23 protein-coding genes are annotated in these 22,133 nt (G+C 66.4%); 16 read left to right on the top strand and 7 right to left on the bottom strand.

Annotated features, from left to right (window positions below; genetic code table 11):
* Nucleotides 1-44: 44 nt before the first annotated feature.
* Together MLG_RS10175 and MLG_RS10170 are read left to right on the top strand one after the other, a co-directional pair.
* Nucleotides 45-284: a hypothetical protein gene (locus MLG_RS10175; protein WP_041718023.1), complete on the top strand. Its 240-nt coding sequence runs from the start codon at nt 45-47 to the stop codon at nt 282-284.
* Entirely contained in the window at nt 277-858 is a 582-nt protein-coding gene (locus tag MLG_RS10170; RefSeq protein ID WP_011629737.1) for a tetratricopeptide repeat protein, read from the top strand. The genes MLG_RS10175 and MLG_RS10170 overlap by 8 nt, the downstream gene beginning before the upstream one ends.
* A 40-nt stretch (nt 859-898) precedes the next feature.
* On the opposite strand, the gene MLG_RS10165 is transcribed toward MLG_RS10170, so the two are convergent.
* Entirely contained in the window at nt 899-1,081 is a 183-nt protein-coding gene (locus tag MLG_RS10165; RefSeq protein WP_011629736.1) for a hypothetical protein, read from the bottom strand.
* A gap of 478 nt (nt 1,082-1,559) precedes the next feature.
* Here MLG_RS10165 and MLG_RS14890 point away from each other — a divergent pair, with 478 nt between their 5' ends.
* The 4 genes from MLG_RS14890 to minE all read left to right on the top strand — a co-directional run bounded on the left by MLG_RS14890 (nt 1,560) and on the right by minE (nt 4,489).
* Nucleotides 1,560-2,156: a S24 family peptidase gene (locus tag MLG_RS14890; protein WP_198003224.1), complete on the top strand. Its 597-nt coding sequence runs from the start codon at nt 1,560-1,562 to the stop codon at nt 2,154-2,156.
* 478 nt (nt 2,157-2,634) lie between these two features.
* Complete coding sequence (gene minC, locus MLG_RS10155; protein ID WP_011629734.1) at nt 2,635-3,360, top strand: septum site-determining protein MinC; 726 nt, start codon at nt 2,635-2,637, stop codon at nt 3,358-3,360.
* Nucleotides 3,361-3,392: 32 nt separating this feature from the next.
* Nucleotides 3,393-4,202, top strand: a complete 810-nt coding sequence (minD, locus tag MLG_RS10150; protein ID WP_011629733.1) for a septum site-determining protein MinD — start codon at nt 3,393-3,395, stop codon at nt 4,200-4,202.
* A 2-nt stretch (nt 4,203-4,204) separates the two neighbouring features.
* The gene (gene minE, locus MLG_RS10145) at nt 4,205-4,489 is read left to right on the top strand and encodes a cell division topological specificity factor MinE (protein WP_011629732.1); all 285 of its coding nucleotides are present in this window, start codon (nt 4,205-4,207) and stop codon (nt 4,487-4,489) included.
* Nucleotides 4,490-4,510: 21 nt separating this feature from the next.
* Here the strand turns inward: minE and MLG_RS10140 are convergent, their stop codons facing one another.
* Nucleotides 4,511-6,115 (bottom strand): lytic transglycosylase, encoded by a 1,605-nt coding sequence (locus MLG_RS10140; protein ID WP_156774738.1) that lies wholly within the window; start codon nt 6,113-6,115, stop codon nt 4,511-4,513.
* A 78-nt stretch (nt 6,116-6,193) separates the two neighbouring features.
* The gene (gloB, locus tag MLG_RS10135) at nt 6,194-6,964 is read right to left on the bottom strand and encodes a hydroxyacylglutathione hydrolase (protein WP_011629730.1); all 771 of its coding nucleotides are present in this window, start codon (nt 6,962-6,964) and stop codon (nt 6,194-6,196) included.
* 210 nt (nt 6,965-7,174) lie between these two features.
* On the opposite strand from gloB, the gene MLG_RS14885 reads away from it, so the two are divergent.
* From MLG_RS14885 to pdxH, 6 genes are all read left to right on the top strand, one after another.
* Nucleotides 7,175-7,912: a methyltransferase domain-containing protein gene (locus MLG_RS14885; protein WP_049753563.1), complete on the top strand. Its 738-nt coding sequence runs from the start codon at nt 7,175-7,177 to the stop codon at nt 7,910-7,912.
* A complete protein-coding gene (gene rnhA / locus MLG_RS10125; protein ID WP_041718020.1) occupies nt 7,890-8,354 on the top strand; it encodes a ribonuclease HI in 465 nt (154 codons plus the stop codon). The genes MLG_RS14885 and rnhA overlap by 23 nt, the downstream gene beginning before the upstream one ends.
* Complete coding sequence (gene dnaQ / locus MLG_RS10120; protein ID WP_011629727.1) at nt 8,351-9,082, top strand: DNA polymerase III subunit epsilon; 732 nt, start codon at nt 8,351-8,353, stop codon at nt 9,080-9,082. Before rnhA ends, dnaQ begins: the two co-directional genes overlap by 4 nt.
* The gene (locus tag MLG_RS10115; protein WP_011629726.1) at nt 9,075-9,779 is read left to right on the top strand and encodes an HAD family hydrolase; all 705 of its coding nucleotides are present in this window, start codon (nt 9,075-9,077) and stop codon (nt 9,777-9,779) included. Before dnaQ ends, MLG_RS10115 begins: the two co-directional genes overlap by 8 nt.
* A gap of 103 nt (nt 9,780-9,882) precedes the next feature.
* The gene (locus tag MLG_RS10110; protein WP_011629725.1) at nt 9,883-11,304 is read left to right on the top strand and encodes an NfeD family protein; all 1,422 of its coding nucleotides are present in this window, start codon (nt 9,883-9,885) and stop codon (nt 11,302-11,304) included.
* 79 nt (nt 11,305-11,383) lie between these two features.
* Nucleotides 11,384-11,974, top strand: a complete 591-nt coding sequence (pdxH, locus tag MLG_RS10105) for a pyridoxamine 5'-phosphate oxidase (protein ID WP_011629724.1) — start codon at nt 11,384-11,386, stop codon at nt 11,972-11,974.
* A 34-nt stretch (nt 11,975-12,008) separates the two neighbouring features.
* On the opposite strand, the gene MLG_RS10100 is transcribed toward pdxH, so the two are convergent.
* Nucleotides 12,009-13,232, bottom strand: coding sequence for a hypothetical protein (locus MLG_RS10100; protein WP_011629723.1), 1,224 nt, complete (start codon nt 13,230-13,232; stop codon nt 12,009-12,011).
* 304 nt (nt 13,233-13,536) lie between these two features.
* Here MLG_RS10100 and MLG_RS10095 point away from each other — a divergent pair, with 304 nt between their 5' ends.
* Nucleotides 13,537-13,854, top strand: coding sequence for an H-NS histone family protein (locus MLG_RS10095; protein ID WP_011629722.1), 318 nt, complete (start codon nt 13,537-13,539; stop codon nt 13,852-13,854).
* Between the two features lie 78 nt (nt 13,855-13,932).
* Here MLG_RS10095 and MLG_RS10090 read toward each other — a convergent pair whose 3' ends face one another.
* The 3 genes from MLG_RS10090 to MLG_RS10080 are packed head-to-tail and all read right to left on the bottom strand — an operon-like array spanning nt 13,933 to nt 16,985.
* Nucleotides 13,933-15,276 carry a nicotinate phosphoribosyltransferase gene (locus MLG_RS10090; RefSeq protein ID WP_011629721.1) on the bottom strand — a complete coding sequence of 448 codons (1,344 nt, stop codon included), beginning with the start codon at nt 15,274-15,276 and terminating at the stop codon, nt 13,933-13,935.
* 7 nt (nt 15,277-15,283) lie between these two features.
* Nucleotides 15,284-16,066 carry an ABC transporter permease gene (locus MLG_RS10085; protein ID WP_011629720.1) on the bottom strand — a complete coding sequence of 261 codons (783 nt, stop codon included), beginning with the start codon at nt 16,064-16,066 and terminating at the stop codon, nt 15,284-15,286.
* Nucleotides 16,059-16,985 (bottom strand): ABC transporter ATP-binding protein, encoded by a 927-nt coding sequence (locus MLG_RS10080; protein ID WP_011629719.1) that lies wholly within the window; start codon nt 16,983-16,985, stop codon nt 16,059-16,061. The genes MLG_RS10085 and MLG_RS10080 overlap by 8 nt, the downstream gene beginning before the upstream one ends.
* A 230-nt stretch (nt 16,986-17,215) precedes the next feature.
* On the opposite strand from MLG_RS10080, the gene carA reads away from it, so the two are divergent.
* Genes carA through greA form a run of 3 tightly spaced genes read left to right on the top strand, consistent with a single transcriptional unit; the run spans nt 17,216 to nt 22,099 of the window.
* Entirely contained in the window at nt 17,216-18,352 is a 1,137-nt protein-coding gene (gene carA / locus MLG_RS10075) for a glutamine-hydrolyzing carbamoyl-phosphate synthase small subunit (RefSeq protein WP_041718019.1), read from the top strand.
* Between the two features lie 52 nt (nt 18,353-18,404).
* Nucleotides 18,405-21,626: a carbamoyl-phosphate synthase large subunit gene (gene carB / locus MLG_RS10070; RefSeq protein ID WP_041718018.1), complete on the top strand. Its 3,222-nt coding sequence runs from the start codon at nt 18,405-18,407 to the stop codon at nt 21,624-21,626.
* Nucleotides 21,623-22,099: a transcription elongation factor GreA gene (gene greA, locus MLG_RS10065; protein WP_011629716.1), complete on the top strand. Its 477-nt coding sequence runs from the start codon at nt 21,623-21,625 to the stop codon at nt 22,097-22,099. Before carB ends, greA begins: the two co-directional genes overlap by 4 nt.
* Nucleotides 22,100-22,133 lie beyond the last annotated feature (34 nt).

Below are 22,133 nucleotides of genomic sequence, written 5' to 3'. Positions count from 1 at the left end.
GGTCGGCCCTGGCTGGCCCGTCGTTCTGCTTTTAGGAGGTGTCGATGACGCCATTCACGTTCGCAATGTACGTCATTGCCTTTGCAATCCTTTTGTCGTTTCCGGTGCGACACTTGATTTTTAATTTCAGCGTTCGCCGATTGCAGATTCGGGTGCAGCGGGAGCTGTCGGAGGAAGAACTGGCCGGACAAAAAAGGCGCGCCTGGGTGTTGGCCACCTTCATCAGTATCTCGTTCTCCTTCATTTTCAGCCTCAATATCGTGGGTATGCCGAGCTATGGATGAACTCAGCCGTCGAATCCTAACCCGACTCGCTGTGGCCGTGATGGTGCTGTCCACCGGCTGGATTATCTTCGAGGCCCTGCGCACGGACCCGGCGCCGGGCGAGGTGGCCCACAAGGCGGCGGACCGCGCCTTTGCCGACGGCCACTATGAGCGTGCCCTGCGCAACTACCGCGATGCCCTCCAGGCGGACCCCGAGCGTATCGATGCCATTCGAGGCAAGGCCCGCACCCTGCTGCAGAAGGGGCGCCATGAGGAGGCCGTCCACTGGTTTGATCAGGCCATCGAACGGGTGCCCGGGTTTCCCGGGACCTATGCCAACCGGGGGATTGCTTACGACCGCATGGGGCGCTTTGAACAGGCGCTGGCGGACTATGAATACGCCCTGTACCTGGATGACGGGGTGGCGGACGGGCCAGGCTGGATCACCCGCCTGCTGCACATGGACGAGCCACCACCTACGGTGGCGGATCGCGCCGATTACCTGCGGGCCCAGCTGGCACTCCCCGAGGAGGAACGCATGCTGAGCATGCCGGAAGAGGATGCGGCGCAGCGGACCTATCGGCAGCGGCCCTGACCTGGAGGCGAGCCGCTGGTAGCGCGTCCCGGGGCGCCTATCAGCTGGAGATGGGGACGCCCGGGATGGGGAGTTCCATGATGTCCACCAGCAGGAAGCGCAGGCAAAACATCAGGGCGATGCACCCGAAGAGTAGGTGCACAGGGGGGTGTTCACCGTTCTTGTCGCGATAGGTCAGACCGTGCCACGCAATCAGGCCGGTGACGATGACGTAGATCCACATGGCTCGACTCGCTCCTGGGTGTGAGTCTTTTACGTTATTGTTGGAAAAAATGGCAAAACAATTAGAATATAACGGAGCCTGTAGGGCTACCGGTTGCCTTGAATAATAAGCGACCCGTCGCCTTAGGACCACCCCCGTTTTTTGTGTCCGAGGTTTTTTCAGACGCGGACTGGCGTGCCGGAAAAAAATAACGATCGGTGGTATGGTAATCCTTAGGGAAAAGGAGGAGAAGCAGCCGGCGCGGTCGATGGCCGCGGCGGTGGTGATCAGTGCGTCAGCGGCCCCGGCCAGGAAGAGGCAAGTGCCCTGCGTCAGACTGTGAGGCGTCACTATGCATAAAGCACAAGAGCAGCAGCGGCTCAAGGAAGTCATGTCAGGGGGGGAGCGTGAGGCGGAAAGCGTAGGTGCGGCGTTCTCCCGGCGTCTGCGTCTTGCGATCGGTGATCAGCCAGTGTTTCGCTTTGCGCAGAAGTGTGGCATGAGCGACAGCCTTATCCGTAAGTATCTCGAGGGCTCGATGCCCGGGCTCGAGAAGTTGATTATGATCGCCCGCGCCGCGGACATCCGGGTCGGTTGGCTGGCAACCGGCGAGTTACCGGTGCGCGATTGCGGTGAGACCGCAGGGCTGCGAGTTGCGAGCAGCCTGCAGACGCGGTACGCGGGTGAGTTCGCATTGATTCCCTGGTACGACGCCCAGTCCCATCCCTCTGCCGACCAGCCCGCTGAGCAGCGGATGTTGGAGCGGCTGGCCTTCCGCCGTGACTGGCTGCTAGGGGAGGGGCTGGCCCCGGACGGGCTGGTGCTGGTCGGCGCCGGCGGCGATTCCATGGTGCCGACGGTGGCGGATGGGGATCTGCTCCTGGTGGACACCCGAGAGCAGGAGCCTGCCGAAGACGCCATTTATGTCTTACGGCTCGAACACCACGTGGTGGCCAAGCGCCTGCAGGTGGACTGGAAGGGTGGGCTGTGGGTCCGGAGTGATAACCCGCAGTATGCCGATCAGCATATCAGCACCGAGGATGCCGCTGAACTGAACATTGTCGGGCGAGTGGTCTGGATGGCGCGGCGGATCTAAATGCTGGTTGGATGCCCGGAAGCCGGGTCACCGGGACATCAGCTGACCCGGCTGAGATACGCCTCCAACTCATTGGCCGGCCAGGTCACCACTGGCCCGCCGTGGGTATCATGGTCGATGTACGTGTTGGAGCGCTGGTTGCCCAGTCGCCCCCATGCCGAGCATGTGCTGCCTTACTGTCGACCTGGCTAATTTCCGGCGCTTGGCCCAGACACTGCGGCATAAGCGCGAGGTGAAGTCCTTCCGGGTCGCGCCGTTGGCCGACTAACCGGCGCTTTCTAATTGCCCTGGGGCGCGTGTCTTGGGTGACTTCGGCCGCATTGGCTCGCTGTACGGGTTGATCGCCCATGCTGCAGCGCGCTATAAAGGGCGCGGCGCTCCGGCCGGGACGGCGGGGGCGCCGCCTTGTTTTCCGAACCCTGCAGGAAGCCATGATCACCAGACGTGAGACCCTAGCCCCCGCGATGGTGGGTATCGCATGAGCGTGGAGGCCACGCGTGTGAGGGCCCTGGAGTTTAAAGGGCGAATGATGACCGTCACGGTGCTGCGTCTGTTGACCGCGCAGCAGACGGATCTGCTGGACAGCCTGGCTGCCCGTATCGCGGAGGCCCCCGAGTTTTTCCGCGGGCTCCCGGTATTGCTCGACCCCGAGCCGCTGGGCGAGACAGTGGCCGATCTGGATGGCGAGGCGCTGCGCCAGGCGCTACAGGCGCACGGCCTGGTGGTCCTGGGGGTCAGGCCGGCCGGTGACCAGGCCGTGGCATTCGCGGCAGGCGCCGGCCTGCCGCTGATTGAGGCGAGTGGCCGGGCGCCGGCGCCCCCTAAGGCCGGGCCGGAGCCGGAGCCTTCGCCGGCCCCCGCGCCGGCGCCGCAACCGACCCGTTCGATGCTGATCACCCAACCGGTGCGTTCCGGCCAGCAGGTCTATGCCCGGGGAGGGGATCTCATCGTCACCTCCATGGTCAGCGCCGGTGCCGAGGTGCTGGCCGACGGCCATATCCACATCTATGGCGCGCTCAAGGGGCGCGCCATGGCCGGTGTGCAGGGGGATACCGAGGCGCGCATCTTCTGCGCCCGGCTGGACCCGGAACTGGTCTCCATCGCCGGGCAGTACCGGGTCAGTGAGCACATTGGCGACGACGAACGTGGCAGGAACGTACAGATTTACCTGGAGGGCGACAGCCTGAAGGTGGCCCCGCTGTAAGGGCGGACCCAACGGATCGAGGAGATAACCCCGTGGCAAAGATCGTCGTAGTGACCTCCGGTAAGGGCGGGGTGGGCAAGACCACCACCAGCGCCGCCATGGCGGCCGGCCTGGCCGAGGCCGGGCACCGGACCGCCGTGATCGATTTCGACGTGGGGCTACGCAACCTGGACCTGATCATGGGCTGCGAGCGCCGTGTGGTGTACGACTTCGTCAACGTCATCAACGGTGACGCTAACCTGAATCAGGCGCTGATCAAGGACAAGCGGGTGAAGGACCTGTTCATCCTCCCCGCCTCGCAGACCCGCGACAAGGATGCGCTCACCCACGCCGGCGTGGAGCGGGTCCTGGATGAGCTGTCCCAGCAGTTCGACTACATCATCTGTGATTCGCCGGCCGGGATCGAGCGGGGCGCACTGATGGCGGCCTACTTCGCCGATGAGGCGATTGTGGTGACCAACCCGGAGGTCTCCAGCGTGCGGGACTCCGACCGGGTGCTGGGGATCCTGGCCAGTAAGACCCGGCGTGCGGAGCAGGGCGGCGAACCGATCAGCGGCCGGCTGTTGCTGACCCGGTATTCGCCGGAGCGCGTGGATCGTGGCGATATGCTGTCCGTGGACGATGTGGGGGAGATCCTGGCGGTGGAGCTTCTGGGGGTGATCCCGGAGTCGCAGGCGGTGCTCAATGCCTCCAACGCCGGCATCCCGGTGATCCTGGACGGGGACTCGGATGCCGGCCAGGCTTACCAGGACGCGGTGGCCCGGTTCCTGGGCGAAGAGCGCCCACACCGGTTTCTCACCGTGGAAAAGAAAGGCTTCTTCGGACGCCTGTTCGGGGGGTGAGCATGGGCTTTCTCAGCTATTTCCGTTCGCAGAAAAAGCGCAGCGCCTCGGTGGCCAAGGAGCGGCTGCAGATCATCGTCGCCCGGGAGCGCTCGCAGACCGCCACCGGGCCCGACTACCTTCCCATGCTCAAGGAGGAGTTGCTGGACGTGATCCGAAAATACGTGCAGGTGGACCGAGATGCGGTGAATTTCCAACTTGACCGGGAGGGCGACTGCGAGGTGCTGGAGTTGAACATCACCCTGCCCGATCAACAGGACCAGGCCGCCGCCCACGATCGCGGCTGACCCGGCCCTGGATCGCGCCGTTCAGAGTCCGGCCGACTGGTTGGTGACGTCGACGTTCAGGGTCAGGGTCTGGCCGGGTTGCAGGTACTGGCCCGAGCGGAGGTTATTCCAGCGCTTCACGTCCTGCATGGAGACGTTGAAGCGCCGAGCGATGGTGTAGACCGAGTCGCCGCTGCGCACCGTATAGGTGACCCGCTGCAGGCGCTCGCCCGGCCCGCTGTTGCGGGCGTTGGCGGCAGCGCCGTCGCCACTCCAGATGACCAGCGTGTTGCCCGGCCGCAGGGGGTCGCCGGGCGCCATATCGTTCCACCCCGCCAGTTCCCGGACGCTGACGCCGTGGCGCCGGGCGAGCTCCCAGAAGGTATCGCCGGGGCGCACCGTGTGCTCCAGCTTGTGCCTCCCATCCCGCTGCCGGTTCTGGTTGGCGCGGCGCCGGTTGTCCGCGCTGAGGGTGTAGGCCTCGTTGCCCTGGCTCGCGGTGGGGACCAGCAGCGCCTGTCCGACCCGGATTCGGTCACCGCTCAGGTCATTGGTGTCGCGCAAAACCGAGACCGAGGTGTTGTAACGGCTGGCGATGCCGCTGAGTGTTTCACCGCGCCGGACCTCGTGGCGTTGCCAGCGGACCATCTCGGAGGGGTGGAGATCGGCCAGCGCAGCGGTGAAGCGCTCTTTGCTCGCCTTGGGGATGGCCAGGCGGTGGCGGCCCTCCGGCAACGTCGCCCAGCGGTTGAAACCGGGGTTATAGCGATAGATCTTGTCCAGCTCGACGCCGGCCATCTCCGCCGCCAGGGCCAAGTCCAACTGGTGCTCCAGTTCGACCACCGCCAGTTGTCGTTCGTTGTCGATGGGCGGCAGCCGGATGCCGAACCGGTCCGGTTCGGCAAGGATGTCGCGCAGTGCCAGCACCCGGGGGACGTAGGCGCGGGTCTCGGCCGGCAGGTTCAGGCTCCAGAAGTCCGTGGCCTTCCCGGCCCGCTGGTTGGCCCTGACCGCCCGCTGTACCCGGCCCTCCCCGGCGTTGTAAGCGGCCAGTGCCAGCAGCCAGTCGCCGTCAAAGAACCCGTGCAGGTAGTCCAGGTAGGTCAGGGCGGCCTCGGTGCTGGCAATGACATCGCGCCGGCCGTCGTACCACCAATTCTGCTCCAGGCCGAAGTGCTTGCCGGTGGCGGGTATGAACTGCCAGAGGCCGGCCGCGCGACCGTGGGAATAGGCGAAGGGCTGGAAAGCGCTCTCCACCATCGCGACCAGTACCAATTCGGTGGGCAGGTCGCGCGCCTCCAGCTCGCCGAGGATGTGGTAGAGGTAGGGTCGGGCTCGCTGACCCACCGCGTCGAAGTAGTTCTGACGACCGGTGAACCGGGCGCGTTCCTGGTCGATGCGCTGATGGGTGACCGCGGGCAGTTGAAAGCCGTCACGAAGCCGGGCCCAAATATCCTCCGCCGCCGCCGGGGCTGCGCTCTCCGCGGGGCGGCGCTCTTCTTCCGGCACGGGGACATTGGCGAGGGGCTCGCCGGGGAGGATGACACGGGCGTGATGGCCCCGTTTGGATTCGCCGTCGGCGCCGCGCGGGTCCAGGCTGGCACAGCCGCTGGCGCCCAGGGCCAGCGCCAGGCATAGCGGGATCATACGTGTGTGAACCACGGTCACTACCTCGCCGAGTTGTTTTGTCTTTTGGGCTGTCGGCCGGTCCGTGGCGCTTGACGGTTAACTCTGGTCCTTCCAACGACGCAGCGCGGCGAACACCGCCACGGGTTCGTCCAGGGTCTGCCCCGACCAGCGCTCTGCGGCCGTCCGCACTGCCGGCAGGTGTGCCCGCAGGAAGGGATTAGTGGCATGCTCATCCGCCATTCGGCTGGGCACGGTCGGCTCGCCGCGTTGACGGGCGGCCTCGGCCTGGCGCAGGCGCTGCGTCAGGTTGGGGTTGTCCGGTTCGACCTGGTGCGCAAAGCGTAGGTTGGCCAGGGTGTATTCGTGACCACAGTAGACCCGCGTGGCTTCCGGCAATGCCGCCAGTTTCCCCAGACTGGCGTACATTTGCTCCGGCGTGCCCTCGAACAGCCGCCCGCAGCCCCCGGCGAACAGGGCGTCGCCGGAGAACAGGGCCCCGTCGGCCACCAGCGCGATGTGTCCGGCGGTGTGGCCGGGCACGTCCAGCACCCGCAATGGCAACCCCAAGCCAGGTACTTCAAATGCATCCGGCTCGCGGAGGGGCTGGCTCACCCCCGGCACGCTCTCATCGGCCGGACCGTACACCGGCACCGGGTGGGCGGCGAGCAGTTCCTCCACCCCGCCGGTGTGGTCGTGGTGGTGGTGCGTGATCAGGATAGCGCTGAGCCGCAGCCCCGACGCCCGCAGGGCCGCCTCCACCGGTTCGGCGTCGCCCGGGTCCACGACCGCGGCGAGGCGTCGGTTCCGGTCCACGGCCAGCCAGATGTAATTGTCGGCAAACGCGGGAATGGCTACGATTTCAGTCATTCCGGCATCGTAAACACTTTTTCCCGTAGGGGCAAAAGCGGGCCGGGGGTCTGGCGCGCCAGTGCGTCGATCTGCCCCGGTTGGCCGGCATCCACGGTGCGGAGAGGGGTGAGGTGAACCTGCGGAGCCGGTATGCTAGTCGGCCGGGCCACGGGGCGGGGCTGCGGCCCGCCGGACCGGACAATGCGGCAACTGGGGAGGTGCCGGCTCTTGGATTCGCTGGTGCAATGGTTTCAGACCCCGGCAGGCCGGGAGTTGGCCGGGATCGAGCGGTCGGTCCTCGATGAGCGTATACAGCGCAGCGCCCCCCATGGCCCGCGGGCGCGAGTGGTGCGGGTGGGGGGCAGCTGGCTTGGGGACGGCCTGTTCATGGCACTGCCCGCGAGCGACTGCTGGGCGCTTGACTGGGAGCCGACCGCTGGTGCCGATGCGTGCACCGACCTGGAGCAGCTCCCGCTGCGCAAGGAGAGTGTGGACCTGCTCCTGCTTGCCCATGCGCTGGATTGCAGCGCGGATCCCGCCTCGCTGATCCGCGAGGCCGTCGAGGTGCTGGCGCCGGAGGGGGAGTTGTGGGTGCTGGGGTTCAACGCCTGGAGCACCTGGGGGCTGCGCCACCTGCGCGCCCGCCCGGTAATGCGCCGGCGCGGGCTTGGCCCGGGGCTCCTGACCTTGCTGCTGGCCCGCCACGGTCTCGAATGCCGGCACCAGGCCTATCACGGCCTCAAGGCCCCCTGGCCCCGGGCGGGCACCCGGGTCCGGGCGCGCAACGGTTGGGAGCGGCGGCTGGCCCCCTGGCTGGCGGGTGTTCATCTCCTGCAGGCGCGCAAGCGCCGGCCTGCCCCGATCGATATGAAGCAAGTCTGGCAGACGCCGCCGGTGGAGGTGCCGGGGCGGCTGGTCCAGCCGACACCAAGAACGAGGATCCATGTCCACCACCGACAAATCTGAAGTGTACGCCTGGACCGACGGCGCCTGTCGCGGAAACCCCGGGCCGGGCGGCTGGGGGGTGGTGCTGCGCTATCGCGGGCACGAGCGCACGCTGCACGGCGGCGAGCCCCACACCACCAACAACCGCATGGAGCTGACCGCGGCCATCCAGGCGCTGGAGGCGCTGGACCGGCCCTGTGTCGTGCACCTGACCACCGACTCGCAATATGTCCGCAAAGGGATCACGGAGTGGATGGCCGGCTGGAAGCGCCGGGGCTGGCGCACGGCGGCCCGCAAGCCGGTGCTCAACGAGGACCTCTGGCGTCGGCTCGATGCCCTCAACCAACGCCACGAGGTGCACTGGCACTGGGTACGCGGGCACAGCGGCCATGCCGAGAATGAACAGGCGGATGCCCTGGCCAATCGGGGTATCGACGAGATGCAGGAGGCGGGCGCGACATGAGGCAGATCGTGCTGGATACTGAGACCACCGGTCTGGAGTGGAGTCAGGGCGATCGGGTGATCGAGATCGGCTGCGTGGAACTGGTGGACCGCCGGCCCACCGGCAATAACTTCCACCAGTACCTGAACCCCGATCGCGAGGTGCCCCAGGAGGCGGTGGAGGTGCACGGCATCACCAACGACTTTCTGGCCGACAAGCCGCGCTTTCACGAGGTGGCGGAGCGCTTTGTCGAGTACATCCGGGGCAGCGAGTTGGTGATCCACAACGCCGCCTTCGACGTCGGCTTCCTGGACTACGAACTCAGCCGTCTGGGCCGTGGCTGGGGCCGGGTGGAGGACTTTGCCTCGGTGCTCGACACCCTGCTGTTGGCCCGGCAACGTCACCCCGGCCAGCGCAACTCGCTGGATGCCCTGTGCAAGCGCTACGACGTGGACAATACCCAGCGTGAACTGCACGGCGCGTTGCTCGATGCCCGCATCCTGGCCGACGTTTATCTGGCGATGACCGGCGGCCAGAAGGCCCTGTTCACCCTGGACGAGGAGGAGGCTCAGGCCCACGAAGGGGAGGGCGGTGGGATACGCCGGCTGCCGTCGGATCGGCCCCGCCTTGCAGTGGTGCGGGCCGGGGAGGCCGAGCGCCGGGCCCATGAGGCGCTGTTGGACCGTATCGACAAGGCCTCCGGGGGGGGTTGCCGCTGGCGCCGGCCGGAGGTGGCGGGTGATGCCTGAGTCGGGCGCGATCCGGGCGGTCACCTTCGATCTCGACTTCACCCTCTGGGACTTGGAACACGTCATTCAGCGTGCCGAGCAGCGCATGCAGCGCTTTCTGGCGGCGCGCTATCCGCGGGTCAGCGAGCATTTCGACGAGGAGGCCATGCGCCGGCTGCGGTTGCGTATGGCGGAGGAGCACCCGGAGTTGCGGATCAATGTCAGCGCCATGCGCCGTGCGTCGCTGCGACGCATCGCGCTGACCTGCGGCTATGGTGAGGATATGGTGGAGGCGGCCTTCCATGTCTTCATGGAGGGGCGCCACGAAGTGGTGCCATATGACGACGTGGCCCCCACCCTGACGGCATTGCGCCGTCACTACCGGATCGGAGCGCTGACCAACGGTAATGCCGACGTCAACCGCCTGGCCTTGGGCGAGTACTTTGACTTCAGTGTCTCAGCGGTGGAGGTCGGCGCGGCCAAGCCGAGCCGGATCATCTTCGAGGCGGCCTGTCATCGGGCCGGCATCGCCCCCGGTGAGATGGTCCATGTGGGTGATGAGGTGCACAGCGACGTGCTGGGCGCGGTGCGCTTTGGGATGGGGGCCGTTTGGCTCAACCGCCGGGGCGAACCCTGGCCGGAGGACCTGGAGCGGCTGCCTCATGTGGAATTGGCGGACCTGAGCCGGTTGCCGACGGTGCTGGCCCGCTGGCGTTGAGCGAACGGCGGTGGCCGCGCCGCTGTCTGAGGGTTAAGAACGCGCCCTACCCGGACCACGGGTGGGGAACGCCACGCGCGGGAGTAATCGAGGTGGGATCCCTGTGTTGAAGAACGTCCTCGCAGTCCTGTTGCTTTATCTGGCCACCGCACTGCCCCTGGGCGCGGACGCGGACCGGCTGGCCCTGGTGCTGGATGTGGAGGGCCCCATCGGCCCGGCCACCAGCCATTTCATTGCCGGCGGTCTGAAAACCGCTGAGGAGCGCGACGCCGTGGTGGTCATCCTGCGTATGGACACGCCGGGCGGCCTGGACAGCGCCATGCGCGACATCATCAAGGACATCCTCGCCTCTCCGGTTCCGGTGGCCACCTGGGTCGGGCCGGACGGGGCCCGGGCCGCTAGTGCCGGCACCTACATCCTCTACGCCTCGCACGTGGCGGCGATGGCGCCGGCCACCAATTTGGGTGCGGCCACGCCGGTGCAGATTGGGGGCGGGGGCGGCTTCCCGCCGGGCGGCCAGCCGGAACAGGAGGAGGCCGCGGACGACAACGACGAGGCGGCCAACGGCAATGACGAGGCACCTGAAGAGCGGCCCCGGCGCGACCCCGGTTCGGCCACCGAGCGCAAGGTGTTGGAAGACGCGGTCTCCTACATTCGCGGGCTGGCGGAATTGCGCGGCCGCAACGCCGACTGGGCGGAGAAGGCCGTGCGCGAGGCCGCCAGCGCCAGCTCCAGCGAGGCGTTGGAGCTGGGGGTGATCGAGCACCGGGTCTCCAATCTGGAGGCGTTGCTGGAGGCCATGGACGGGCAGACGGTGCAGACCAGCGTTGGCGAGGTGACCCTGGATACCGCCGGCGCCACGCTGGAGGTGATCGAGCCGGACTGGCGCACCCAGTTGCTCTCTGTGCTCACCAACCCCAATGTGGCCTACATGCTGATGCTGATCGGCATCTACGGCATCATCTTCGAGCTGATGAACCCGGGCAGCCTGGTCCCCGGTGTGCTGGGTGCCATCTGCCTGCTGTTGGCCCTGTTTGCTTTCCAGGCACTGCCCATCAGCTATGCCGGTATGGCGCTCATCCTGCTGGGGTTGGGCTTCATGGTGGCGGAGGCCTTCGCGCCCAGTTTCGGTATCCTCGGTATCGGCGGGGTGATCGCCTTCATATTGGGCTCGATCATGCTCTTCGATACCGACGTGGAGGGCTTTCAGGTCTCCCTCGGGTTGATCGTCGGTTTCGGCATCGCCAGCCTGGTGATCGTGCTGGGGATCGCGACCATGGCCCTGCGGGCCTGGCGTCGGCCACGCAAGGGCGGCCGTGACAGCATTGTCGGCGCGCGCTGTGAGGCGGTGTCGGATTTCGAGCACAAGGGTAAGGTGCGCATCCAGGGGGAGCTCTGGAATGCGTTCACCGACCAGCCGGTCAAGGCCGGACAGGCCCTGGTGGTGGTGGATATGGAGGGGCTGAACGTCAAGGTCGCTCCGGCGGAGACGGCCAGCCACCACGAGGGGTTGCAACATACCTGAGCGGTACGGGGATTCCCGTGCCAACAACCATCGGGGTGGTGACCCCGCTGACCCGTCGTGATGACGGAAAGGATTGCACATGCAGTTGCTAGAGCAGGCCCTGGCCCGATTCGCAGAGGTCTATGGCCGGGCCGCTGAAGCGGCGGATGTGGTGGATCATACCGCCTGCACCCTCGCCACCTGCAGCGCCAGTGGCTGGCCGCAGGTGCGTACGGTGTTGTTGAAGGGCTATGACGAGCGCGGTTTTGCCTTTTATACCAATCGCCATAGCCGTAAGGGGCAGGCATTGGCGGAGAACCCGCGCGCCGCAGTCTGCTTCCACTGGGCGCCGTTGGCCGAGCAGGTGGTCATTGAGGGGGTGGTCACGCCGGTGGCGGAGGCGGAGGCCGATGCCTATTGGGCCGGCCGGCCGCGGGAGAGCCAGATCGGTGGCTGGGCCTCGCACCAGTCCCGGGGGCTGGAGTCCCGCGAGGTTCTGGAGCAGCGGGTGGCGGAGTACGCCGCCCGGTTCCCCGACGGGGAAGCGGTGCCGCGGCCCCCGCATTGGTCCGGCTACCGACTGGCGCCGGTCCGTATCGAGTTCTGGCGGGCCCGCCCCGGCCGGCTGCACGAGCGTGACGTCTACGAGCACACCGCCGAGGGCTGGTGCCACCGGCTGCTCAACCCCTGAGAATCGTCGCCCCCGCCCCGAGCCTTTGTCGCACTCAGGGGGCCTCTGGCCGGTCGCCGCGCAGTTGCCCCGGTGCCTGCGCGTCGGTCACCACCCGCCCCGGCCGAAACAGCTCGAATGCCGCGCCCAGGCCCTGGGCCCGCGCCTGCCAGTCGGCTTGAATCGATTGCAGCGCCCCCGGGTGCAGCGGGTAATCGTGGACTTGCTGCAGCAGTTCGCCGTCCGGTCCGTGCAACTCGGCGGTGTAGGCGATCGGGCCCAGGTCGGGGAGGTGCTGTTCGGTCAGCGTCACCCGGGTCGCTGCGGTGAGGTCGCCCTCCTGGCTCTCCACCGCCTTCTCCCGCAGCCGGTCCGGATGGGGCAGGGCCTTCTCCTGCAGCCGGGCCACACCCTTGTTGGCACAGGCCCCGGCCAGTGCCGGGTCCGCAGCGCACAGGATCACCTCGAGCCCGTGCGCGCCCAGGCCGGCCATGTATTGGCGCTGAGTGCGCAACCAGGCGGCATAGCCATCGAGGCCGCTGCCGTGCTCGGCCTGCCACTGGGCCACGGTGTAGAAGGGGGTGTAGACCCGTCTCCCATCGAGCCAAAAGGCGTTGCCACTGTCCAGGCGGGTCACCTGGCGCCGCTCAGGATGGAACAGGGCCCCCTGCAGCAGCGTCCAGAGTTCGGCGAAGCCGTGGTGCTCCAGCTGTAGCCGGAGCATGGCGCAGAGGTCGTTGAAGGTGGCGTAGGCCAGATTGACCGCCGGTACCTGGAAATCGCTCTCCATCAGCTCCCGCGTGCGCAGCCCGGCGCGCCCCTTCTCCAGCAGGTGCTCCTCCAGCCGCCGCTCCAGGTCCGCCATTGTCTCTGCCGGGCCAATGAATACCAGCGGCAGGCCCAGCATCGGGCCGGCGCCCGGGGTGCGCTCGGGGGCGATGGCCTCCACCGGCCAATGCCCCTGATGGGCACCTATGGCCATTAATTGGGGCTGGAAGGCGCCACCCTGCAATCCGCCCCGGTAGAGTTCCATCAGGATGTCCACCATCGGCAGTCCGGGGCGCAGGATCTCGGTCAAATCGTAGAGAGCGGCGGGGATCACCAGCCCGTAGTCCTGAAGATCGCCGAGGACCTCCTGCAGGTCCGCGGCCAGGGCCCAGGCCAACTCCTCGCCCCGGTCGCGTTCCAGCGGGCGGGGCGGCTGGTAGCCCTGGGCGACGGCATCGGGGGCCAGTTCCACGGTGAGTACGGCGGCAATAGCGGAAAGTTGGCTGGACATAGGAATAAGGGTCTCGAACCGGTTGTTGATGGCTGGGCGGCCAATTCTTACAGAAAGGGTGGGTGACGTCCACGGGACTGTTTATGCCGTCTATCAAGTTAATTGATAGTCGCCGGGGTGGTTAGGGGCAGACGCCCGCAACCGGGTCATATTGACCCAAAAGAAGGGCGCCACATAATATCTTGCGCCCGAACCTGCCAATTTGTTGCGCAGCTGTAATCCGTGGAATAAAATACTTTCATAACGAGGGATCGTTAAGTCGTATTCTTTGATCTGAAGCCATGTTTTCCAACGAGGAGAGGCAATGGACCTTAGTGGGTATTCTGTCAGCGAGCTGAATAAGCTGAAAACCGATATTGATCGTGAGATCCGTCAGCGCCGTAAGCAGCAGGCAAAAGAGGCGCAGCGGGAGCTGAAGGCGGTAGCCGAAAAGTATGGTTTTGCGCTCAACGAACTGGTGGGCAATGCCCAGCCCGCCAGCGGGCAAAAGGCCAAGGCAAAGGCCATCTATCGCCACCCGGAGGATCCTTCCAAGACGTGGTCGGGCCGCGGGCGCCGTCCGCGCTGGATCAACGAGTGGGAACAGAAGGGGCGCGATATCGATGAGCTGCGCGTCGGCTGAGGCGCTGCTGTCCCGGCCGGCGGCGGGGCCGTTGGGCGGTGTCCCGGCGGCCCCGATTTCTCATCGGCAGGGGGTGCCCTACGGCCCCTGATAACCCGTGACGCGATCCGCTCGCCGGGCCGCTGACTTCAGCGCATCGGTGGGGTGTACGGTGATGGGCGTGGGCTGTTGCAGGTCCCGGCAGTGGCCGGGGAGCCGACGCAGGCTCTCGCGGGTGCGGCGGCGGATGACGTCCAGCGACTCCGGGGCGACCAGCCGTTCGCCATCGCGCATCGCGCATTGCAGCAGCGGTTCGGCGGCTGCCGGGGGGCGCTCCTCCGCCAACCCGAGGGTATCCGCCTGGACGCGGCCCTGAGCGTCGTGGTGGCGCCAGATCTGCTTGCGTCCGGCCCAGTGGCCCTTACCCTCCGAGCGCTTACGCCGGGGTTCGCCCGCGTAGGCCATCAGCTTGTAGGCGCACTCCAGAAAGGGCTGCTCGGAGGCGGTGTCGATACGGGTGCCTAGCCCGAAGCCATCAATCGGCACGCCTTGTCCGACCATTTCCGCCACGGCGTATTCGTCGAGATCGCCACTGGCCAGGATCAGCGTCTCGGTCAATCCCCCATCGTCGAGGATGCGCCGCACCTGGCGGGCATGGTCCGCCAGATCACCACTGTCCAGGCGCACTGCCGAGGCCCGGTAGCCCTGGCGGGCCAGCTCCACCACCTTGGCGGCGGCGGCCTCGGTGTCGTAGGTGTCGATCAGCAGCACCGCCTTGTCGGGGTGCGCCTCGATAAAGGCCTTGAAGGCTTCCGTCTCTTCGGCGAACGCGAGAATGTAGGAGTGCGCCATGGTGCCGGTCACCGGGATGCCGTATTCCGCACCGGCCAGCACCGTCGCGGTGGCATCGAATCCCGCCAGGTAGGTCGCCCGGGCCGCGAACAGAGCGGCCTCGGCCCCGTGAGCGCGGCGCATGCCGAAATCCACCACCCGACGGCCCTGGGCCGCCTCCACCACCCGGGCGGCGCGGGTGGCCACCAGGGTCTGGAACTGCACCAGGTTCATCAGCCGGCTCTCCACCAGCTGCGCCTCCGGCAGCGGGGCGGTGATCTGAAGCAGGGGCTCGTCCGGGAACAGCGCTGTGCCTTCCGGCAGCGCATACGCCTCGCCGGTGAAGCGCCAGTCCGCCAGCCGCTCGATGAACCGCGGTTTGAACAGGCCGCTCCCATCCAGCCAAGCCAGCTCCTCCGGGCCGAAGCGCAACTGCTCCAGCCAGTCCAGCGCCTGCTCCAGCCCGGCGGCGATCAGGTAGCCGCAGTGGGGCGGCAGTTTGCGGGCATAGAGCTCGAAGGTGGCTGGGGCGACCATGTCGCGCTCGTAATAGCTCTCCAGCATGGTGAGCTGGTAGAGGTCCGTCAGCAGGGGCGAGCGCAGTGGATCCATGGTTTTTTCAACTCCTCAGGCCGGTGCCGCGGTGCAATAGCCACAGGCTAATACTTCCCAGCAGAACAATGAACCCTAGGATCAGCCCATAGGCGGTGACAATGCCGATGTCCGACTGGCCCAATATCCCATAGCGAAAGGCGTTGACCATGTGGAGTATGGGGTTGCCCATGGAGACGCCCTGCCAGAAATCCGGCAGCAGGTTGATGGAATAAAAGACCCCGCCCAGGTAGGTGAGCGGTGTCAGCACAAAGGTGGGGATCAGGGCGATATCGTCGAATTTGCGCGCGAATACGGCGTTGATGAAGCCGCCCAGGGAAAACAGCACGGCCGTCAGGAAGACCACCGAGATGGTGATGGGTAGGTTGTTGACCGGCAGGCGGGTGAAGAACAGCGCCACGATGGTCACGATAAGACCGGTGAGTAGGCCCCGCCCCACGCCGCCGGCAACATAGCCCAGCAGGATGATGTAATTGGGCGTGGGTGAGACCAGTACCTCTTCGATATGGTGCTGGAACTTGGCGCCGAAGAAGGACGACACCACGTTGGCGTAGCTGTTGGTGATCACCGCCATCATTATGATCCCCGGCGCTATGTACTCCATGTAGGAATAGCCCTCCATGGGGCCGATGCGCGGGCCGATGAGATTGCCGAAGATCACAAAATAGAGGGTCATGGTGATCGCCGGCGGTACCAGGGTCTGGACCCAAATCCGCAGGTAACGATGGGTCTCCTTCCAGGCCAGGGTCTGCAGCGAGATCAGCGACCGCTGGAGCTGCGAGCTATGCACCTTGGGACTCCTCCTTCTGCACCAGCCGCATGAAGGTCTCCTCCAGGCGGTTGGCCTTGTTCTTCATGCTGGCGATGCGGATGCCGTGCTTATCCAGTTGGGCGAACAGTTCCGTCAGGCTGCGGTGGCGGTCCACCTCCACCTCGACGGTGTAGTCATCGAGCTTTTTCAGCCGGTAATCGGGAATGGTGGGCAATTCCGCCAACGGCTCCACCAGGTCGAGGATGAAGCTGTGGGTGGAGAGCGTGCGCAGCAGGCTGCGTACGTCGGTGTTCTCGATGATCCGGCCACCGTCAATGATGGCCAGGTTACGGCACAGGCTCTCCGCCTCCTCCAGGTAGTGGGTGGTGAGGATGATCGTGACGCCCTCGTCGTTGATGTAGCGCAGGAAGTCCCACATGGAGCGGCGCAGTTCTATGTCCACGCCGGCGGTGGGCTCGTCGAGGATGAGCAGGCCCGGCTCGTGGACCAGGGCGCGGGCGATCATCAGCCGGCGCTTCATGCCCCCGGAGAGGTTGCGCGAGACGGTGTTGCGCTTGTCCCACAGCCCCAGGGCCTTGAGGTATTTCTCCGCCCGCCCGCGCGCCAGGCGGCGTGGCACACCGTAATAGCCGGCCTGGTTGAGCAGGATCTGCTCGACCGTCTCGAAGTTGTTGAAGTTGAACTCCTGCGGTACCAGGCCCAGGTTGCATTTGGCCCCCCACGGGTCCCGGTCGAGGTCGTGCCCGAACACCCGGACCTGGCCGGCGCTCTTGCGCACCAGGGAGCTGACGATGCCGATCAGCGTGGATTTTCCAGCGCCGTTCGGCCCCAGCAGGCCGAAAAACTCCCCTCGACTGACGCGGAGGTGAATATCGCGCAGGGCGATGGTGCCGTCATCGTAGATCTTGTTGATATTGGTCAGCGACAGCGCGGTCATGACACCCCTTGTCGTGGCGGATGAAACGGTTGCCAAGCGTGTGATGATAACCGGCGCATCTTACATGAGATGCAGGCGGGTTCGGTGGCAGGCGCTCGCCGGGTAAGCGGCGTTGGACATGCGCTATCGGGTGGCGGTAAAATCCCCGCCACATCGAATGGCAGTCATCTAAGAGCGGGAGGGTGTCCAAGGATTCCCTCCCGTTTTTGCGCGCGCAACCAGGAGGTCTCTTGAGCACGCCCGCTATTCTCGTACTGGAGGACGGCACGGTTTTTCGCGGCCGGTCCATCGGGGTGGACGGCCTGGTGACCGGTGAGGTGGTGTTCAATACCGCCATGACCGGCTATCAGGAGATCGCCACCGATCCTTCCTACACGCGGCAGATCGTCACCCTGACCTACCCCCATATCGGTAACACCGGCACCAATGAGGTGGATCCGGAGAGCAGCGGGGCGCGCCTGGCCGGGCTGGTGGTGCGCGACGTGCCCCCGCGCATGAGCAACTGGCGGGCCACCGGGGACCTCTCCGGCTGGCTCAGCGAGCAGGGCGTAGTGGGCATCGCCGGCATCGACACCCGGAAGCTCACCCGTCTGCTGCGCGAGCAGGGCAGCAAGAACGCCTGCCTGATGGCGGGCGAGGTGGACGAGGACAAGGCGCTGGCCGCCGCCCGCGAGTTCCCCGGCCTGAAGGGCATGGATCTGGCCACCGATGCCGGCACCGAGGTGCCCTACGAATGGCGTCGCGGCAGCTGGGCCCTGGGTATGGGGGTCAGCGATGCGGGCGACCAGCCGGCGGACCGCTTCCACGTCGTGGCCTGGGACTACGGGATCAAGCACAACATCCTGCGCATGCTGGCGGATCGCGGCTGCCGGGTGACCGTGGTGCCACCGCGCACCAGCGCCGACGAGGTGCTGGGTATGAACCCGGACGGGGTCTTTCTCTCCAACGGGCCCGGCGATCCCGAGCCGTTGGGGTATGCCATTGAGGCGATCCGCCAGGTGGTGGAGGCCGGTCGACCCACCTTCGGCATCTGCCTGGGCCACCAGTTGCTCGGCCTGGCCAGCGGTGCCCGCACCGTGAAGATGAAGTTCGGTCACCACGGGGCCAACCACCCGGTACAGGACCTGGATACCGGCCGGGTGATGATCTCCAGTCAGAACCACGGCTTCGCGGTGGACGAGGACAGCCTGCCGGACAACCTCCGGGCCACCCACCGGTCGCTGTTCGACGGTTCGTTGCAGGGCGTGGCCCGGACCGACCGGCCGGCCTTCAGCTTCCAGGGACACCCGGAGGCGGGCCCCGGGCCGCGGGACGTGCAACCGCTGTTCGACCGGTTCATTGACCTGATGGCGGCCGAGGGCCGCTGAGGCGCCCGGTCACCCAATCCCATTCGCTCACCCAAGGTTGAGACTGCGCGGCATGCCCAAGCGTACCGATATCAAGAGCATCCTCATCATCGGCGCCGGTCCCATCGTGATCGGCCAGGCCTGTGAATTCGACTACTCCGGCGCCCAGGCCTGTAAGGCCCTGCGCGAGGAGGGGTACCGGGTCATCCTGGTCAACTCCAACCCGGCCACCATCATGACCGACCCCGAGACGGCGGACGCGGTCTACATCGAGCCCATCGAGTGGCAGACCGTGGCGCGCATCCTGGAAAAGGAGCGGCCCGATGCGGTGCTGCCCACCATGGGGGGGCAGACGGCGTTGAATTGCGCCCTGGACCTCTCCCGCGAGGGCGTGCTGGAGCGCCTGGGCATCGAGATGATCGGGGCCAACAAAGAGGCCATCGACATGGCGGAGGACCGCGAGTCCTTCCGCGAGGCCATGGCCCGCATCGGCCTGGAGACCGCCCATGCGGAGATCGCCCACTCCATGGAAGAGGCGCTGGATGCGCAAAAGCGCATCGGTTTCCCCACCATCGTCCGGCCCTCCTTCACCCTGGGCGGCTCCGGCGGGGGCATCGCCTACAACCGTGAGGAGTTCATCGAGATCTGTGAGCGTGGTCTCGACCTTTCGCCCACCAACGAGCTGCTCATCGAGGAGTCGGTGCTGGGCTGGAAGGAGTACGAGACAGAGGTGGTGCGCGACAAGGCGGACAACTGCATCATCATCTGTTTCATCGAAAACCTGGACCCAATGGGCGTGCACACCGGGGATTCCATCACCGTGGCCCCGGCGCAGACCCTGACCGACAAGGAATACCAGATCATGCGCGACGCCTCTCTCGCCGTGTTGCGGGAGATCGGCGTGGAGACGGGTGGCTCCAACGTGCAGTTCGCCATCAACCCGGCGGACGGGCGCATGGTGGTGATTGAGATGAATCCGCGGGTGTCGCGCTCCTCGGCGCTGGCCTCCAAGGCCACCGGCTTCCCCATCGCCAAAGTGGCCGCCAAGCTGGCGGTGGGTTACACCTTGGATGAGCTGCGCAACGAGATCACCGGCGGTGCCACCCCGGCTTCCTTCGAGCCGACCATCGACTACGTGGTCACTAAGATCCCGCGTTTCACCTTCGAGAAGTTCCCCAAGGCCCCGCCGCGGCTGACCACCCAGATGAAGTCGGTGGGCGAGGTGATGGCCATCGGCCGCACCTTCCAGGAGTCGCTGCAGAAGGCCCTGCGCGGCCTGGAGAACGATTTGACCGGCCTGGACGAGCGGGTGGACCTGTCCGTCGAGGGGGGCAACGACCTGATCCGCCAGGAGCTGCGTCAGCCCTCGCCGGAGCGGCTGCTCTACCTGGCCGATGGCTTCCGCGCCGGCTTCACCCTCGAGGAGCTGTTCGAGCTGACCTGGATCGACCCCTGGTTCCTGGCCCAGATCCAGGAACTGGTGGCGGTGGAACAGGGCCTGCGCACCGGCGGCCTGAAGTCGCTGGACCGTGACCGCTTGTTCAATCTCAAGCAGAAAGGGTTTTCCGACGCCCGGCTGGCCCGCCTGCTGGGGGTGCGCGAGGCGGACGTGCGTGCGCGCCGCCTGCAACTGGAGGTGCGCCCGGTGTTCAAGCGGGTGGACTCCTGCGCCGCCGAGTTCGCCTCCGCCACCGCCTACATGTACTCCACCTACGAGGAGGAGTGCGAGGCCGAGCCCACCGACCGGCGCAAGATCATGGTCCTTGGCGGCGGCCCTAACCGGATCGGCCAGGGCATTGAGTTTGACTACTGCTGCGTGCACGCCGCCCTGGCCATGCGTGAGGACGGCTATGAGACCATCATGGTCAACTGCAACCCGGAGACGGTCTCCACCGACTACGACACCTCCGACCGGCTCTATTTCGAGCCGCTCACCCTGGAGGACGTGCTGGCGATCGTCGAGATCGAGCGGCCCGAGGGCATCATTGTTCAGTACGGTGGCCAGACGCCGCTCAAGCTGGCGCGCGACCTGGAGGCCGCCGGGGCGCCGATCATTGGCACCACCCCGGACTCCATCGACCTGGCGGAGGACCGCGAGCGCTTCCAGGGGCTGATCAACAAGCTGGGGCTCAAGCAGCCGCCCAACCGCACCGCCCGCAGCGCCGATCAGGCCCTGCGCCTGGCCGCGGAGATTGGTTACCCGCTGGTGGTGCGCCCGTCGTACGTACTGGGTGGCCGCGCCATGGACATCGTCTATGGCGAGGATGAATTGTTGCAGTACATGCACGAGGCCGTGCGGGTCTCCAACGACTCGCCGGTGCTGCTGGACCGCTTCCTGGACGATGCCGTGGAGGTAGACGTGGACGCCATCTGCGACGGCGAGGACGTGCTGATCGGCGGTATCATGGAGCACATCGAGCAGGCCGGCGTGCACTCCGGGGATTCCGCCTGTTCGCTGCCGCCCTATACCCTGGCGCCCGATGTCCAGGACCGGTTGCGTGAGCAGACCCGGGCCCTGGCGCTGGAGCTGGGTGTGGTCGGGCTGATGAACATCCAGTTCGCCATCAAGGGCAGTGACGTCTATCTGCTGGAGGTTAACCCGCGCGCCTCGCGTACGGTGCCCTATGTCTCCAAGGCCATCGGCACCCCGTTGGCCAAGGTGGCCGCCCGCTGCATGGCCGGGCAGACGCTGGCCGCGCAGGGGATCACCCGTGAGGTTATTCCGGCCTATTATTCGGTGAAGGAGGCGGTCTTCCCCTTCATCAAGTTCCCCGGCGTGGACCCGATCCTCGGCCCGGAGATGAAGTCCACCGGCGAGGTCATGGGTATCGGCCGCAGCTTTGGCGAGGCCTACGCCAAATCGCAGGTGGCGGCCAGCGTCAAGCTGCCCCGGAGCGGACGCTGCTTCATCAGTGTCCGTGACGTGGACAAGCCGGGTGCCATCGAGGTGGCGCGCGAGCTCATCCGGCGGGGCTTCTCTTTGGTGGCCACCCGCGGCACCGCCGCTGCGCTCTCCGAGGCCGGCGTCGAGTGCGACGTGATCAACAAGGTGCTGGAAGGCCGGCCGCACATCGTTGATGCCATCAAGAACGATGAGATCGACCTGATCGTGAACACGACGGAGGGGCGTCAGGCCATCGCCGACTCCTACTCCATCCGCCGCGAGGCCCTGCAGCACAAAGTGTGTTACACCACCACCATCAATGGCGCCCGGGCCACGCTGCTGGCGCTGGACTACCTGGATGCCGCCGACGTCAACCGCCTGCAGGATCTGCACAGGGAGGCAACCGCATGAGCAAGGTTCCGCTGACTGCGCGCGGCGCGGAAAAGCTGCGGGAGGAACTGCAGCGCCTGAAGACCGTGGAGCGCCCGCGCATCATACAGGCCATCGCCGAGGCCCGTGAGCACGGCGACCTGAAAGAGAACGCCGAGTACCACGCCGCCCGCGAGCAGCAAAGCTTCGTGGAGGGCCGGATTCAGGAGATCGAGGGCAAGCTGTCCAACGCCCAGGTGATCGACCCGGCCGCGGTCAATGCCCAGGGCAAGGTGATCTTCGGCGCCACCGTGGACCTGGTGGACGAGGACTCCGGCAAGGAGGTTACCTACCAGATCGTCGGTGAGGATGAGGCCGACATCAAGCAGGGCCTGGTCTCTGTCAACTCACCCATCGCCCGGGCCCTGATCGGCAAGGAGGAGGGTGATCTGGTGACGGTGCAGGCCCCGGGCGGGGAGCGCGAATACGAGATCGTCGAGGTGCGCTATTCCTGATCGCAAAGGTCGACCCACCGGAGCGGGGGTCTTT

Source organism: Alkalilimnicola ehrlichii MLHE-1 (assembly GCF_000014785.1).
Classification (GTDB): Bacteria; Pseudomonadota; Gammaproteobacteria; order Nitrococcales; family Halorhodospiraceae; genus Alkalilimnicola; species Alkalilimnicola ehrlichii.
This window is presented reverse-complemented; position numbering and strand designations above follow the sequence as displayed.

Excerpts from the sequence above, each read along its gene's own strand:
- MLG_RS10175 (WP_041718023.1), top strand. The coding sequence starts at position 45 with ATGACGCCATTCACGTTCGCAATGTACGTCATTGCCTTTGCAATCCTT.
- MLG_RS10170 (WP_011629737.1), top strand. The coding sequence starts at position 277 with ATGGATGAACTCAGCCGTCGAATCCTAACCCGACTCGCTGTGGCCGTG.
- MLG_RS10165 (WP_011629736.1), bottom strand. The coding sequence starts at position 1,081 with ATGTGGATCTACGTCATCGTCACCGGCCTGATTGCGTGGCACGGTCTG.
- MLG_RS14890 (WP_198003224.1), top strand. The coding sequence starts at position 1,560 with ATGAGCGACAGCCTTATCCGTAAGTATCTCGAGGGCTCGATGCCCGGG.
- minC (WP_011629734.1), top strand. The coding sequence starts at position 2,635 with ATGAGCGTGGAGGCCACGCGTGTGAGGGCCCTGGAGTTTAAAGGGCGA.
- minE (WP_011629732.1), top strand. The coding sequence starts at position 4,205 with ATGGGCTTTCTCAGCTATTTCCGTTCGCAGAAAAAGCGCAGCGCCTCG.
- MLG_RS10140 (WP_156774738.1), bottom strand. The coding sequence starts at position 6,115 with ATGATCCCGCTATGCCTGGCGCTGGCCCTGGGCGCCAGCGGCTGTGCC.
- gloB (WP_011629730.1), bottom strand. The coding sequence starts at position 6,964 with ATGACTGAAATCGTAGCCATTCCCGCGTTTGCCGACAATTACATCTGG.
- rnhA (WP_041718020.1), top strand. The coding sequence starts at position 7,890 with ATGTCCACCACCGACAAATCTGAAGTGTACGCCTGGACCGACGGCGCC.
- dnaQ (WP_011629727.1), top strand. The coding sequence starts at position 8,351 with ATGAGGCAGATCGTGCTGGATACTGAGACCACCGGTCTGGAGTGGAGT.
- MLG_RS10115 (WP_011629726.1), top strand. The coding sequence starts at position 9,075 with ATGCCTGAGTCGGGCGCGATCCGGGCGGTCACCTTCGATCTCGACTTC.
- pdxH (WP_011629724.1), top strand. The coding sequence starts at position 11,384 with ATGCAGTTGCTAGAGCAGGCCCTGGCCCGATTCGCAGAGGTCTATGGC.
- MLG_RS10100 (WP_011629723.1), bottom strand. The coding sequence starts at position 13,232 with ATGTCCAGCCAACTTTCCGCTATTGCCGCCGTACTCACCGTGGAACTG.
- MLG_RS10095 (WP_011629722.1), top strand. The coding sequence starts at position 13,537 with ATGGACCTTAGTGGGTATTCTGTCAGCGAGCTGAATAAGCTGAAAACC.
- MLG_RS10090 (WP_011629721.1), bottom strand. The coding sequence starts at position 15,276 with ATGGATCCACTGCGCTCGCCCCTGCTGACGGACCTCTACCAGCTCACC.
- MLG_RS10080 (WP_011629719.1), bottom strand. The coding sequence starts at position 16,985 with ATGACCGCGCTGTCGCTGACCAATATCAACAAGATCTACGATGACGGC.
- carB (WP_041718018.1), top strand. The coding sequence starts at position 18,405 with ATGCCCAAGCGTACCGATATCAAGAGCATCCTCATCATCGGCGCCGGT.
- greA (WP_011629716.1), top strand. The coding sequence starts at position 21,623 with ATGAGCAAGGTTCCGCTGACTGCGCGCGGCGCGGAAAAGCTGCGGGAG.